The organism is Klebsiella sp. A-Nf5 (assembly GCF_002810545.1).
GTDB lineage: Bacteria > Pseudomonadota > Gammaproteobacteria > Enterobacterales > Enterobacteriaceae > Klebsiella > Klebsiella variicola.
The window spans coordinates 1-14563 of sequence record NZ_PIOG01000040.1 but is presented as its reverse complement, the minus strand read 5'-3'; the positions used below and the strand labels follow the sequence as shown (position 1 = coordinate 14563).

Annotated in this window: 11 protein-coding genes and 2 pseudogenes; 5 read left to right on the top strand and 8 right to left on the bottom strand. The window is 47.7% G+C overall.

Annotation, left to right across the window (positions count from 1 at the left end; genetic code table 11):
* Positions 1–116: 116 nt before the first annotated feature.
* From CWM53_RS04910 to CWM53_RS04885, 7 genes are all read right to left on the bottom strand, one after another.
* Entirely contained in the window at positions 117–794 is a 678-nt protein-coding gene (locus tag CWM53_RS04910; protein ID WP_100730247.1) for a hypothetical protein, read from the bottom strand.
* Between the two features lie 213 nt (positions 795–1007).
* A complete protein-coding gene (locus CWM53_RS04905) occupies positions 1008–2486 on the bottom strand; it encodes a pilA-like protein (RefSeq protein WP_165785018.1) in 1479 nt (492 codons plus the stop codon).
* A complete protein-coding gene (locus CWM53_RS31830) occupies positions 2464–3183 on the bottom strand; it encodes a P-loop NTPase fold protein (RefSeq protein ID WP_165785017.1) in 720 nt (239 codons plus the stop codon). The genes CWM53_RS04905 and CWM53_RS31830 overlap by 23 nt, the downstream gene beginning before the upstream one ends.
* A gap of 82 nt (positions 3184–3265) precedes the next feature.
* A protein-coding gene (locus CWM53_RS04900) for an IS3 family transposase (RefSeq protein ID WP_100730248.1) occupies positions 3266–4365 on the bottom strand; the annotation gives its coding sequence in 2 pieces (ribosomal slippage) (positions 3266–4113 and positions 4113–4365; 1101 coding nt in all).
* Between the two features lie 100 nt (positions 4366–4465).
* A complete protein-coding gene (locus CWM53_RS04895) occupies positions 4466–5332 on the bottom strand; it encodes a RelA/SpoT domain-containing protein (RefSeq protein WP_100730249.1) in 867 nt (288 codons plus the stop codon).
* A gap of 2 nt (positions 5333–5334) precedes the next feature.
* On the bottom strand, positions 5335–6699 hold the full coding sequence (locus tag CWM53_RS04890) for a hypothetical protein (protein ID WP_100730250.1): 1365 nt from the start codon (positions 6697–6699) through the stop codon (positions 5335–5337).
* Between the two features lie 92 nt (positions 6700–6791).
* On the bottom strand, positions 6792–7457 hold the full coding sequence (locus CWM53_RS04885; protein WP_100730251.1) for a hypothetical protein: 666 nt from the start codon (positions 7455–7457) through the stop codon (positions 6792–6794).
* 207 nt (positions 7458–7664) lie between these two features.
* Between CWM53_RS04885 and CWM53_RS04880 the strand changes: the two are divergent.
* From CWM53_RS04880 to CWM53_RS04870, 3 genes and pseudogenes are all read left to right on the top strand, one after another.
* A pseudogene (locus CWM53_RS04880) lies at positions 7665–7900 on the top strand (transposase); the annotation flags it as partial.
* Between the two features lie 64 nt (positions 7901–7964).
* A pseudogene (locus CWM53_RS31825) lies at positions 7965–8254 on the top strand (type II toxin-antitoxin system RelE/ParE family toxin); the annotation flags it as partial.
* Positions 8255–8623: 369 nt separating this feature from the next.
* Positions 8624–9364: a tyrosine-type recombinase/integrase gene (locus tag CWM53_RS04870; protein ID WP_004187098.1), complete on the top strand. Its 741-nt coding sequence runs from the start codon at positions 8624–8626 to the stop codon at positions 9362–9364.
* A gap of 781 nt (positions 9365–10145) precedes the next feature.
* Here CWM53_RS04870 and CWM53_RS04865 read toward each other — a convergent pair.
* Positions 10146–11156, bottom strand: a complete 1011-nt coding sequence (locus tag CWM53_RS04865; protein WP_032740675.1) for a RepB family plasmid replication initiator protein — start codon at positions 11154–11156, stop codon at positions 10146–10148.
* Positions 11157–11896: 740 nt separating this feature from the next.
* Here CWM53_RS04865 and sopA point away from each other — a divergent pair.
* Together sopA and CWM53_RS04855 are read left to right on the top strand one after the other, a co-directional pair.
* Positions 11897–13063, top strand: a complete 1167-nt coding sequence (gene sopA, locus CWM53_RS04860; protein ID WP_000523813.1) for a plasmid-partitioning protein SopA — start codon at positions 11897–11899, stop codon at positions 13061–13063.
* Entirely contained in the window at positions 13063–14034 is a 972-nt protein-coding gene (locus CWM53_RS04855; protein ID WP_023320141.1) for a ParB/RepB/Spo0J family plasmid partition protein, read from the top strand. Before sopA ends, CWM53_RS04855 begins: the two co-directional genes overlap by 1 nt.
* Positions 14035–14563 lie beyond the last annotated feature (529 nt).

The window sequence follows — 14563 nt, the reverse complement described above, 5'->3', positions numbered from 1 at the left end:
AAAGAATGCCGCCCGGTCTCAGTGTTGTCCCTTACGCAGGTAAATCCCGGGTAATACGCCTGAAAAGCCATCCCGCGGGGTGGCTTTTCCCATTTTCTCACAGCCATCAGTGATGGCTACAGATCCCCGAACAATATCCTCAAACGCTCCAGTACTGGCGCGACGTCCGGGGTTGAAACCAGCGCCAGAAACTCGGTTTCGAACGCGGTGTATTCCTGCCTGGTCAGAAACAGCCTCAGACCGCCCAGAGTCATCACAACCTGCGCGTTATCGGCCTCGGGGAAATATATCCCGGCGACCGGACTCTGCCAGCTGCGGGCGTGATACTGATCTGCGGCTGAGCGGGCACGGAACAGGCGCCACAGGCACGAGAATGTGATCCAGTCATAGGTCTGGAGAAATCGTCCATCCCCCACGGTCAGTGCAAACCGGGGACCGGGCAGGCTGCTGGCGTCTGCCTGTGCCGTCTGGTTGCCGGCCAGCCAGAGTTCGACCAAGAGTCCGCCGGCCAGGATTTTGCGGATCAGATCCGGCATTAGCTGGCCGGTTTCTTGGGCGAACCGGTCCCGCTGCTCCGGCGTGTGGCGGCGCTGACGGACTGCCAGCGGCAGCAGCTTTTTCAGGCGAGCCGGCGTGCAGATCTGTGCCAGACACTCTGCCGGATACCGTTCCAGGGGGAATGCCTGCGAGGCCAGCGGACGCAGCAGAAATTCGGCGCTCAGCGCCTCGATATCTGGTCTCAGACTCCCCAGACACTGTGCGGCAGCGTCGGCCCAGCTGGTTTCGGCCTGCACACGCAGCTCGCGGCGGACATAGAATTCGTCGAACGTCAGTTGGTTTTCGAGGGCCGCCGCCGCCAGCTCACAGCTGATATGCAGGGCGGTTTCGATCCCCTGTCTCAGGGTGTTGAATTTATGGGAGCAGGAAACATGACAAGTCCCGGAAACGGGATGTTGAGTACCGATTCTTTCATCAGTTCCGAAACCGCTATTAAACGGTCCCTACAGTCATTCATTGTTCAGTTTCATTGCGTTTTCAACTTCAGCGACCATCTTTTGCAGCGTATCCTCACCTACATTTTTAATATGATCCAGTCTTTTCTCCACTCCGGTAATACCAAATACGTTCTGAAGAGCCTCCATGTTGAGGCGCAGGTAAGTTCCAAGGTTGCTGCTACTGACAGCTGTCCTCAGGTTCAATAACATTTGCAGAAACGCCCTGTCGTCAAGAATAGCCTCACGAACCCAGGCCCTCATTTCTTCCAGACCGATGACGTCCCGCCATGCGTTAAGAAAGCCTGACAAATGAGATATTTGAGCCTGCGCATGTCGAACGTCATCATCTTCAAGCCGAATTTTCATCATCAGACACAGGTGAGACAGCTCTTCTCTGGTTACGGGGTCACCATCTCCCTGCCGGGAAATAACACTCAAATAGCAGGTTGCCCAGGCAAAAGCCCTGGCATCGCGGAAAAGTCGACTGATGTAAGACATCGCCAAAGCAGGCTGTCTTTTCTTCAGCTGAGTAATGAGCTGAGATGCGAGGGTATATAAACCAAGTTCTTCCGGGCGAAAAAACAAATCCCTTTCACGGTAAAAGGGAATGATAGAATCACTACAGCGGAACAGAAACTGCAGAAGATTCTTCTGCGCATGAGATCCCGCGCTTTTTGTCATAACTGGAGTTAGTCGGGTCAGTATATGTTCAAACCAGGTCCGGGATGACACCCCATTTGCTGTTATGCTGTTAAGCAGCCGTCTCTCCAGCGCAGTATAGTTGCTGGCCGCGAGAGTAAGTAAGTCCTTAATATCAGCATCAGACATCACGTTCTGCGGAGCTGAGAAGGAAAAATAGAACCTCCAGTAAACCGGGCTTCCTAATCTACGCTGCGCATTAGCTCGTTCCGAATTGCTTCTGGCCTCGGAGCTAAACAGTCTAAGTGTTTTATCATCAAATCCCTCGATGCCAGGCAGCCAGTCATGTAATTCATAGATATGTCTCGCTTGGATGGAACCAAAGTGTCTTAAGGCCTGCCTCAGGTTTTCGGCCAGGGCGACCTGATCCTCATCCGAAACATCCCCGTCACGATTCTCCACTATCGACCATTCCGTCAGGTAATGCTCGACCCAGGTTGCGAGTGCAGGATTGACGGTTACAAGTAACTGAATGAGGCACAGATCCGGGAAAAAAATATAATCCCGTAGTCCGGAATAACGGAAACGGACTCCGTTTAGGGCCTGATTCACTTCCCGTGGAGTGGACAGGGCTTCGCCGTAAATCATGGTATAACCAGCCAAAGTCTGCAGGAGCTCTTTCTCCGGCTCGCCTTCATTGACCTCCTTCCAGAGAGCCAGTGCACCTTCACGGAATTCACGTCTTAAATCAAAACCTTCCGGCCTTGGAAGACAGAATGACAGAGGGACAATTTTCTGTAGATACAGCGCTCCGTTCTGAACACCAAGGCTACTCTCCACTGCATGAGCCATGCACATCACGGTCATAGCACATGACGTACCGGAAGCGAGAAAAATCAGCCACCGAACGCACCATGCGCAGTATTTCCACCGCCTGAGCCGGTTCAAGTCTGTCCAGATCATCGATCACCACGATAAAGCTGACGCCAAGCTCGGTTATTTTGTTTTCGATATCAATGCGGAGTTCTGATGCTGTTTTCCCTCGCCAGCTTAGGTCAGTATCCGACAGGGTATCCATTACGTCAGCAACAAACTCCCCTCCGGGGACAAACTTACCAGCAAAACGCGTCAGCGGCGCGAATCTGCGGGATGTCTGCTGAGCGTAGACCAGTATATTTTCCGCCAGAGGAGAAATTTTCCCGACATGAGCACCAACAGAAGTATCCAGCTTGTTGAGCCTGGCAGCGATCGTCAGAAGCAATGCGGTTACCGGGCTTTCATCGGGTGAATTGAGCCACGGAGTAAAAGGAATAATCTGTGTACTGCTTGGTACTCTGACTCTCAGCTGTTCTGACAGGAAATTCAACAGTGTGGTTTTTCCTGCCCCCCATCGCCCCTCAATACCAATCACGGTGCTGATATTCTCGTCGAGCGCACAGATGCTCTGTGCCAGACCTGCTGCAATTAACGTAAACCCGTAGCGATCCTCATCAGGCCTCTTCGCCGGGCCTTCAAATCCTGCACGAGACACTTCTTTTCCTGTTATCATTTATCCATCCCCACACATACAACGGAGTCCATTCAAGGCCTCCGCCTGACTGACCCTGGCCCAAATTCAGTGCAGTGCTAAATCAGAGATCTTCGTCTTTCCGGAGACTTCGGATGAATTCAGCCGGAGTCATGTCATTTAATGATGAATGCGTTCTCTCATGATTATATTCCCTGCGCCAGTTGTCGAGTTTGTCCTGCGCATCTTCCAGCGAGAGAAACCAGTGAATGTTCAGGCATTCATCCCGCAGACTGCCGTTAAATGATTCAATAAACGGGTTATCCGTTGGTTTTCCGGGGCGGGAGAAGTCCATTGTAACACCGTGCTCATACGCCCATTTATCCAGACTTTTCGAGATAAATTCGCTGCCGTTATCTGTCTGAATACGTACCGGCAGGCGCTTGCCCGGCACCCGCAACCTTTCCATCACACCGACCACATCCTCACCTTTCAGCGACTTTCCGGCATGGATCGCCACACACTCCCGACTAAAATTATCCACTACAGTCAGCGCCCGGAAACGTCGTCCGTTAAACAGGTTATCCGACACGAAATCCATACTCCAGCACTGATCGACACCGGTCAGGACCGGACGTTGCTGACGATGTGCTGCACTGACATGCCTGCGGGGGCGCTTTTTGCGCAGGTTGAGGCCTTCCAGACAGTAAATCCGGTGTGTTTTCTTGTGGTTAACAGGCCAGCCTTCCCGCCGCAGCTGAATATGAATACGCGGACAACCGTAGCGGATCCGGGTTTCCGCTATTTCCCGGATACGCAGGGTTATCGCCCGATCATCCCGCCGGCTCTGCCAGTGGTAAACGGTTCTGCTCTGCATCAGCAGTCCGCATCCCCGTCGGACACTGATACGGTAAGCCTCCCGCAGAAAATGCACCGCCTGACGCTTCTGAGCTGGCCTCAGAACTTTTTTTTAATAACTTCCTGCAGCATCTCCTTGTCCAGACTTAAATCGGCCACCAGACGTTTCAGACGCTGATTCTCTTCCTCAAGCTGGCGCAGGCGGCGCAGCTCTGTCACACCCATGCCGCCAAACTTTTTCTTCCAGTTGTAAAATGTGGCTTCAGAAATGCCCATCTTTCTGCAGACTTCCTCCACCCGAGTGCCGGTTTCGGCCTGTTTCAGCGCAAATGCTATCTGTTCTTCGGTATAGCGGGTCTTTTTCATGGCGATGTGCCTCTCTGTGAGATGGAAGAAAGACCGGAGACTTCAGTTTAGCCTGGCACTGTTTTCAGGGAGGAGATCAAATTAAAGTTTTCGCAACCTATTACGCTCTACTATTCCACCAACTTTGCAACAGTGACGGCATATGCTCGAATAAACCGATATCATTTATTGAATCCAAATTCATTATAAAAACTAAATTCGCTAAATTTAGGGGTAATTTCGGCCGAAGTGATAGATTTAATATCATCTTTTCCCTCTCATATCTGTACATTGGTTTTATCAACTTAGGGTTATTACTCAAGTAATTTATAACTTCATCATCTTTCGCCGATGGTTTTAATTTTAATCTAAACTTATTTATTAACATTGCTTTGATGTTTTTATTTTTATAATGTGTATAAGCTAGTTCATCAAAAAGTTTGAGGAGTGTCCATTCGCTGGTTTCTAAAGTAGCATAGACACCATTAAAAGCTCTGTTTTCCTTGTCTAATCCAACCCAGTCACTTTTGCATTTAAATCTTAAATCATGATCTACCTCATGCCACCCCTCAGATAGAACTGTTCGTATTTGCAACTCAAATGTATCATCGATAACTTCTAGTAAACTTTCTGGAACGAATGAGGAAAAATAATATGAATCTGGTAGCTTGAAAATCAAATTGCAACGTATTGCAGAAAATGTTTCGATTGCTGGCTTGTCTATTTGTGAGTCTTTCTCAATAAATATAAATTTTTTCACTAGGGCATTTTTAAGTATTTCAATATCATCAATAAAATACAATGCTATTCGAACACCAACAATATCTTGTATTTTTTTCATGCAATTATACTTGCCGGGATTATTCTTTATTTTTGACTCTAATGAGTATAAAGACTTTTCTCTATAGAAAATTCTATACATAATGCCGAGTGAATCTATAGTTCTCTCGATTAGTGCAATAAGGTTTAATAATTGATTATTGTTCATTTTTAGCGCCCCAAAATATCTTTGATGATTTGCATATTTTGTCCAGAGAATTCTAAACCTACCCAGTTTTTTCTTTTCGCAGAAATGATAACGCCTTCCTTCCTGAATTCGTCTATAGTGTTACTAATTTCTTGCGCGGAGTAATTACTTCCTCTGTAAAAAATGAACAACGGCCTGTGGGCGAATACAATCGTTTCCCGACCAATAGGCCAGAATTTTTCAAGTACATATGCTTTTAACTGATTTTCCTCTGTAACCACTGGCTGGTTCGTTGAGGCCATCATCAAACATGATGACAAAGATAACCTCGATGATTCATCCATGACAGGTGATATAAACTCATTTGAGTTATAATCACCATGCACATGGCAATTATAAAATGAGCAAGAAATGAAGGTGTTGTTTTTAAAACATTCCAAGTCAATAGAACAGTTAATGAAAGTACAATCATAAAAGAAAGATGAATGGACACCACCATTAATGAATAGATTACTTGATTCAAAATTTATCTCTTTGAATTGTGAGTTCTTGTAACCACCTGATACTCTATCAAGTAAAGTCTGCTCAAATACAACCTTTTCCTCATCTGAAAGTAGTATGAGACTATCTTTCAATCTATTCCAGACAAACTCTCTGGTTTGTAAGGTTCTGGAGGAAAATGCGTTAATAACCGCATCAATAAAAATACTATCAGCAAGCCACTCTTCGTCAGTATTTATTATATCAGTGCCAACAAAATGCCCTAAAACAAAGTTATTAACAAACCCAATTTTCTCATCAATACCTGACCTATCAAGTAAAGCATGATTTGACAATTTTTCGATCATCTCTTCAAATGTAGGCCTCAAATCATGTTCATATCGACTTCGACACTCTTCGATTAATTCAAGCTCATCATAGGAAATGTAGTTTATTAATGACTCCTTTGATGTCTTGGTATAATTAAGCTTAATCATATGTCTTGCTAATCGAGTAAGAAGCGCAGATTGTTCATTAACCTCAAGCTTCAAATTCTGTCTTTCTTTTTCACGATACAATATAAGATTAAAATATTTGTGAACAATCTCATCCGGCATGCTAATTACTTCATTAAATTGTTCGCTCGGAATGAATTTCAAAAAAGTCAGTAAAACTGGATTTGAAAGGTTTTTAATATTAATATTTAGCCTGTTAAGCATAGAATATCTTTCAAGACTTAACCAGTTTTTTGCTGAGGGCTCCTTAAGTGTATACCGCATAAATTCAAAATTTGTAGAGTTCTCACCAATCCACTCATCAAAATCATCACCTTGTAAAATTGCAGTCTTCCTTGTTGTTAATATAATCTTTGCATTATTTTCCAACATCTTTCCAATAGTTTCGAGCATGGCTTGAGACTTTTCAAATTGGAATTTCTCATCTTCTCTTTCATTAAGTAGCTCGTCAAAACCATCTAATATTACTGTGATTTTTCCATTCTTTATTTCTTTATTTCTTTATTTACTAACATGGGGGGCACTGCAGGGAAGGAACGAGCAAGCTCTCTTTGTAGAACGTGGTTGAATATTTTAGCATGTCTGTCACGAGAAAGTTCAGCAAATAAAACAAGATGTTCATCATCTTGCTCAGAAAGGATTCTCCCTATTTCGTACGCCGTGCACGTTTTCCCAAACCCCGCAGGAGCCTCAATAAGAATAAGTTTTGGCCCATTTGTATTTATGTCAGATCTAATATCACTTAAGATATCCACTTCATTTTCGAAATATTCCCCATCCTTATGGTAAGGAGACTGAATATATTCATAAGCGATATTAGCTGTAGGAAAGGATTTAGTTATATTTGATATATGTAAATTATAATCTCGTTCAAAATTTGCTTTTGTCCTTTTAACAGAAAAAAAACCTTTAAATAGATTTTTTTCAATATTATTTAATGATGTAAAATGCTCAAGGTTCACGTGATAACCTAAAGAAGACAGTTCTTCTTTGATATCGTCACTATTTGAGGGCTCAGTTGAAACTATGATCGCATTATCAAAAACACCTTGAGTAATTGTAAATACTAAATTGTTTTCATCCGAAAAATCTTGCCTGTAATCGAAACCATAATTATGATAAAGCGAAATTATTTCATCAATATTGTTCATAATCCCACCACCTACTAGCAATAATTGTTTGGGATTTAATCTTACACCTCTCTTTAATACGTAGCAATAGACTCTCTTATTAATAGCGTTTTCTTTGCTTTTTCATAAAATTTTCAACTTATAGTACCTGACCCTAACCCGAAATCCTGCACTATTCAGAAACAGAATGCCGGCAAGATCTACACTCCCTGAACGGAGGTGGTGCCGATGAAAAAATCACGATTCACCGAAGAGCAGATTATTTTTGCCCTGAAGCAGGCTGAACTTGGTCGTCCGTGCCGGAAGTCTGCCGTAAGCTGGGTATTTCCGATGCCACGTTCTATACATGGCGCAAGAAATACAGGGGGATTTCTCCTTCGGAGCTGAAACACATGCGGCAGCTTGAGGAAGAGAATCTCAGATCGAAGAAGCTGGTTGCCGGTCTGAGCCTCGATAAGGCCATGCGGATGTGCTGGCAAAAAAGAACTGACGCAGGAGTGTCTGCACGCATGGGTCCGGGACCTGCTGGTGAAAACTGTTAAACTCATACCTGAAGCCAACCAGGATCTTGAGGATATCTGGTATTACGGGTACCACCATTTCGGAGAGGAGTAGGCCGACAGATATATTAATCAGCTCTCCGGCATTTTTTTGGTTTTAAGTGATCATAATATCTGTGCTCCCCGCCCTGAACTGGCGAATACATATTGTCACTCCCCGTTGAATGACATATGCTTTATTTTCTGCAGACTGATACTGAAATTATTATTATCCGTATATTAAGTCAGCATCAGGATGCAGGCCGTCATCTTAACTGGCACTGGTCAGTAACTACATTGCGCTGCGTGAAAACTGACAGGGTTACAGGGGTGTACCAGGTCAGAATTCACGTAGCGCATCCTCCCCTTCTCTTCTCCCTTCCCTTTTTGGTTCGATCCTGTTTACCCTGGCATTACCCCAATTCTCCCAAACACCGTAAAACGGCCCTCAGCCCGCGTCATGACTGACTTCAGCGTGGTTCGGCGCTGAAAAAGGATCCTTTACGCATTTGGTTTTACCCGCAATAATGCGGGATAAGACAATAAAAGGATCCGCGCGCTGCGATTTATTGTGATGGCAGGATCGGGCCTTTCAGGCCAGAATAACTGTATCCATGACCAGTGCGTGCGCTACGTGAAAAATAGCCGATGAACAACATTATTCCCCTGCAGAATTCACCAGAACGCGTTTCGTTATTGCCGATCGCCCCGGGCGTTGATTTTGCGACCGCGGTGGCACTCCGGCGGATGGCCACCTCAACAGGAGCCACGCCGGCTTACCTCCTGGCACCGGAAGTGAGCGCCCTCCTCTGGTATATGCCGGACCAGCGTCACCACATGTTGTTCGCCACCATGTGGAATACCGGGATCCGTATCGGTGAAGCCCGGACACTCACCCCGGAATCCTTCGACCTGGATGGTCTGCGCCCTTTTGTGCGGGTGCTGTCGGAGAAAGTGCGCGCGCGTCGTGGGCGGCCGCCAAAAGATGAAGTGCGCCTGGTGCCGCTGACGGATGTCAGTTTTGTGCGTCAGATGGAGAGCTGGATGGTGACCACCCGCCCCCGCCGGCGGGAGCCGTTATGGCCGGTCACGGATGAGACAATGCGCAACTGGCTGAAACAAGCGGTGAAGCGGGCTGAAGCTGATGGCGTGCATTTTTCGATTCCGGTAACGCCGCATACTTTCCGGCACAGCTATATCATGCACATGCTTTATCACCGGCAGCCAAGGAAGGTTATCCAGGCACTGGCCGGGCATAAGGATCCGCGCTCGATGGAAGTCTATACCCGGGTATTTGCGCTGGACATGGCAGCCACCCTGGCCGTTCCCTTTACCGGTGACGGTCGAGATGCCGCGGAGATCCTTCGTTCCCTGCCACCCGCCGGCTGAGATTGTCGGGCAGGCGGCCGGAGCTTTTGCCGCTACGTGAAAGGACTCGCTCCGCTCCCGGGTGAGGCTCAACGTGCCGGACGCAGAAGCGTGACGCTTATCCGGTTGACCCGGACATCATTTCTGTTCGGGTCTGGGCTAATACCGCATCCAGTCCCCCCTCACCTTCATATCGCACCATGACATCATCCGCATTAAGCAGGCCCGGTCTTCAGGTGATCAACTGACATCTTCATACCGCAGACAATAAAAATTACTGTGATCCGGATATCAGCAGGAGTCCTGAGCGAGCAGGTTACAGTGTAAATACCTGAGGGGCCTTTCAAACCCGGCAAGCCTGGTCGTTATTCAGTACGAACATATAGTCAGTGACTGCGTCCCGGGGCGGTTCTGACAGCCATGGGCTTTCTCTTTACGATTGCAGGCGGACCGCGGGTACGACAGGATTAGCGAACTTCGGAGGACTGGTTTTAGCGGCAATACGGGGATCAATGCTTTGCTGAGCAGTTTCATTCAGTGCGGACCGGGGATGTACTCAAATATTGACTGTGGGATGCAGTCATATGGAGAGTACTCAGCTGGCCGGGTAACATCCCCGTCAAACTTACATACCGCAGTCAATATCAGCATATTCTGGCCAGAAATAACATACTTCAGTCAATATTGTCCGTTATTCACATGCAGGAAAGAGAGCGAATATTGACTGTGGTATGCGTGATGCATATCACAGTCAATAACTAATCGCTTATGCATACGACAGTCATGGTAATGCGTATCGCAGTCAATTTTCCGGCTTCATCGCCGAGAGCGCTTCAGCAAGTTTCTGAGGATCGATGCCTGCAGCCTTCAGTGCCTTAATGACTTCGTCATAATTCTGCTCCGGCGCCTGCTCCTCTTCCTCCCTGCGCGGTACCTTCACCGTCCCACTGATGAGTTTGGGATTGCGATAATGCACACTGAAGTAAGTCGCCCGGCCACGTTTAAACTCGGTGTAATCCAGATAGCCGATATCCCGCAGCTGCTCCATCGCCTTTCGGACCGTGTGGTTCTGCGTATAGACATTTGAGGTGAGATTCAGCCTGTCCCGCATACGTTTCATGGAGATAGGTGCGGGGTTCTGGGGAAGGCTCTCGATGTAGGTATACAGTGCCTGGGCCGATTCCTTCCGCTGCAGGGCGTCAATCGCTTTCAGCCGAAGCAGTACCCGCCTGTCCATGTGGTAAAGCTCAAAGAGCTTGGGTTCAGCCTTGATCTCCACGATATCCTCGTTGATGTCATAATAGGCTGACTGCACCAGATGGGTGGTCCATCCTTTGGTCTCGCTCTGGAATTTCAGGGTAACCGAGGCGAGTTTAAACAGGGAATTACTGATGCGATCGCGCATTTTCTTGTTTGAGCGCCGGGAGTCAAATCCACACATCTTAACGAATTCAACGAACGACAGTTCCAGGGTGTCACTTTTTACCCCATACTCTGACATGGAGCGAATGATCCCGAGCCACACTTTAAAATCCGTGTCCATATCAAGACGCGAACCGGTGATCTTAACGTCGGTGTACCCTTCGCTTTTAGCAATGGACAGCTGTACAAGCTCCTCAGTGGCATCTGTGACGTTTTTCCGGTTTGCCTTACTCCTGGAGGTTGATTTCAGGGTTGGAACGAAGAGACCGAGCCTCATGAGCGCTACCGGCTGCACAGTACTGGTACTGTTGACATCCAGCTTAACAACTTCGCCGGTTGTCTTGTCCACTTCCTGAAGATTGAGAGGTAAGCTGTTATTTTCGCTCGTCATCTTGATCCTCAACGGTTATCCACAAAAGAATGTCGTTATACGTATCGCAGTCAACGGATATACATACCTCAGTAAATACCGTTGCATATCACAGTATTAGATTTTGCATACATCAGTCAACATTTTACATTCCACAGTCGATCCAGTATGACGTTCAGGCCAGTTACTACGCCTGCTGCAGCGATCCGGGGATCTCTTTAGGATCTCAATATGATCTCTTTGGGATCAATTACTGGATCGAAGCAATGAATAACGCTCATCCCCGGCCTGTCTTCCACACTACTTTCAGGGTCCTGCAAGGATAACCAGAATGCCATATGTGTAACGCTCCCTGATTCAACATTAAATCTTGATTGCGGTATGTAGAATCTTCTTCTGCTGTTAACCAGCCTTCAGCTTTTTAGCTTCATACCATAGTCAATTTTTTACATATTACAGTCAATTTCATGAAGAGAGACTGATCCGGAGAAGTCGCAGGCATCGTAGCGTTCGTGCTTTGTGCTGCCTCTGTACTTTTCCGCTTCCTCGCCGCGTTCTCACTACGTGAGATCGCTTACTGCGGCGAGCGGCAGTGAGAAATATTGACTGCGGTATGTGATTTACTCCCTTTTCTCTGGTTTACTGCCTTCATTACCGTCAACTTTGCAATTTTTAGATGACTTTGCGATTTTATTGTTGCTTTGCAAAAAATTTCAAGATTTAATAAAATAATGCAAAGCGATGATTAAAGGATGCTCAGAATGGGACTGATGGACACACTTAACCAGTGCATTTCTGCTGGACATGAGATGACGAAGGCTATTGCCATTGCGCAGTTTAATGACGACAGTCCGGAAGCCAGGAAGATCACACGCCGCTGGAGAATAGGTGAAGCGGCGGATCTGGTTGGCGTTTCTTCTCAGGCAATCAGGGATGCAGAGAAAGCCGGCCGGTTACCCCACCCGGATATGGAAACCCGTGGCAGAGTTGAACAGCGTGTTGGTTATACCATCGAACAAATCAATCATATGCGGGACGTGTTCGGTACCCGACTGCGGCGTGCAGAAGATGCTTTCCCACCGGTGATCGGGGTTGCCGCTCATAAAGGGGGAGTTTACAAAACCTCCGTTTCTGTTCACCTGGCTCAGGACCTGGCCCTAAAAGGATTACGCGTTCTGCTTGTCGAGGGTAATGATCCTCAGGGCACAGCTTCGATGTATCACGGATGGGTGCCCGATCTTCATATACACGCGGAAGATACTCTCCTGCCCTTTTATCTTGGTGAAAAGGATGACGCCAGTTATGCGATAAAACCCACCTGCTGGCCTGGCCTTGATATCATTCCGTCCTGCCTGGCACTGCATCGCATTGAAACTGAGCTAATGGGCAAATTTGATGAAGGAAAACTGCCCACTGACCCGCACCTGATGCTCCGCCTTGCCATTGAAACGGTTGCTCATGACTATGACGTGATTGTTATCGACAGCGCCCCGAACCTCGGTATTGGCACGATCAATGTCGTATGCGCTGCTGATGTGCTGATTGTTCCCACCCCGGCAGAGCTGTTCGATTACACTTCTGCACTGCAGTTCTTCGATATGCTTCGTGATCTGCTCAGGAATGTGGATCTTAAAGGCTTTGAGCCGGATGTCCGTATTCTGCTTACCAAATACAGTAATAACAATGGTTCGCAGTCACCGTGGATGGAAGAACAAATTCGCGATGCATGGGGAAGCATGGTTCTTAAAAATGTGGTACGTGAAACCGATGAAGTTGGTAAAGGCCAGATCCGCATGAGAACCGTTTTCGAACAGGCGATTGATCAACGTTCTTCGACCGGCGCATGGCGAAACGCACTTTCAATCTGGGAACCTGTTTGTAATGAGATTTTTGATCGTCTGATTAAACCACGCTGGGAGATTAGATAATGAAGCGTGCCCCTGTCATTCCAAGGCATACCACACATACTCAATCGACTGAAGATACTTCATCACCGGCGCCGGCCGCGCCGATGGTGGATTCATTAATTGCGCGCGTGGGTGCTATGGCCCGCGGTAATGCTATCTCTCTTCCGGTATGTGGACGGGAAGTAAAATTTACCCTTGAGGTGCTCCGGGGAGACTCTGTTGAGAGCGCCTCACGCGTATGGTCAGGAAATGAGCGTGATCAGGAACTACTTACCGAAGATGCTCTGGATGATCTCATACCTTCATTTTTACTGACCGGTCAGCAGACTCCAGCTTTCGGCCGCCGGGTTTCTGATGTCATAGAAATTGCAGACGGCAGCCGTCGCCGTAAAGCCGCAATCCTGACGGAAAGTGATTATCGCATTCTGGTTGGTGAACTGGACGACGAGCAGATGGCTGCATTGTCCCGGCTGGGTAACGATTATCGGCCGACGAGTGCTTATGAACGTGGCCTGCGTTATACAAGCCGGCTGCAGAATGAGTTTGCTGGAAATATTTCTGCGCTTGCCGATGCGGAAAACATCTCTCGTAAGATCATTACCCGCTGTATCAATACGGCCAAACTGCCTAAATCAGTTGTTGCCCTGTTTGCACATCCTGGAGAACTGTCTGCCCGGTCAGGTGAAGCCCTTCAGAAGGCTTTTGCAGATAAAGAAGAATTACTGAAGCAGCAGGCTGAGACTCTCCACGATCAGAAGAAAGCGGGACTAATCTTTGAAGCTGAAGAGGTCATTAGTCTTTTAACATCCGTACTGAAACAATCTCGCGCATCAAGAGTTAATCTGAGCTCACGTCATCAGTTTGCTCCAGGGGCAACAGCATTGTATAAGGGCGATAAAATGGTGCTTAACCTAGATAGGTCCCGCATTCCTGCGGAGTGTATAGAGAAAATAGAAGCCATTCTTAAGGAGCTTGAGAAACCAGGAGTCTAATGCGGACACGCTTTAGTCTACGGTTATCTCCCTTTACTTCATTTCCTTTCTCACAGGCCAGAAAACATAACTGGCCTGAATATTCTCTCTGGGACCACGATCCCACCTGCGTCGTCGGTCAGGTTATCTGCCTGGGACCACGGTCCCACCTGCGTCATCGGTCAGGTTATCTGCCTGGGACCACGGTCCCACCTGCGTCATCGGTCAGGTAATCTGCCTGGGACCACGGTCCCACCTGCGTCATCTGTCAGGTTATCTGCCTGGGACCACGGTCCCACCTGCGTCATCTGTCAGGTGATCTGCCTGGGACCACGGTCCCACCTGCGTCGTCGGTCAGGTAATCTGCCTGGGACCACGGTCCCACCTGCGTCATCGGTCAGGTTATCTGCCTGGGACCACGGTCCCACCTGCGTCGTCGGTCAGGTTATCTGCCTGGGGCCACGGTCCCACCTGCGTCATCTGTCAGGTGATCTGCCTGGGACCACGGTCCCACCTGCGTCATCTGTCAGGTGATCTGCCTGGGACCACG

Excerpts from the sequence above, each read along its gene's own strand:
- CWM53_RS04905 (WP_165785018.1), bottom strand. The coding sequence starts at position 2,486 with ATGGCTCATGCAGTGGAGAGTAGCCTTGGTGTTCAGAACGGAGCGCTG.
- CWM53_RS31830 (WP_165785017.1), bottom strand. The coding sequence starts at position 3,183 with ATGATAACAGGAAAAGAAGTGTCTCGTGCAGGATTTGAAGGCCCGGCG.
- CWM53_RS04895 (WP_100730249.1), bottom strand. The coding sequence starts at position 5,332 with ATGAACAATAATCAATTATTAAACCTTATTGCACTAATCGAGAGAACT.
- CWM53_RS04890 (WP_100730250.1), bottom strand. The coding sequence starts at position 6,699 with ATGCTCGAAACTATTGGAAAGATGTTGGAAAATAATGCAAAGATTATA.
- CWM53_RS04885 (WP_100730251.1), bottom strand. The coding sequence starts at position 7,457 with ATGAACAATATTGATGAAATAATTTCGCTTTATCATAATTATGGTTTC.
- CWM53_RS04870 (WP_004187098.1), top strand. The coding sequence starts at position 8,624 with ATGAACAACATTATTCCCCTGCAGAATTCACCAGAACGCGTTTCGTTA.
- CWM53_RS04865 (WP_032740675.1), bottom strand. The coding sequence starts at position 11,156 with ATGACGAGCGAAAATAACAGCTTACCTCTCAATCTTCAGGAAGTGGAC.
- sopA (WP_000523813.1), top strand. The coding sequence starts at position 11,897 with ATGGGACTGATGGACACACTTAACCAGTGCATTTCTGCTGGACATGAG.
- CWM53_RS04855 (WP_023320141.1), top strand. The coding sequence starts at position 13,063 with ATGAAGCGTGCCCCTGTCATTCCAAGGCATACCACACATACTCAATCG.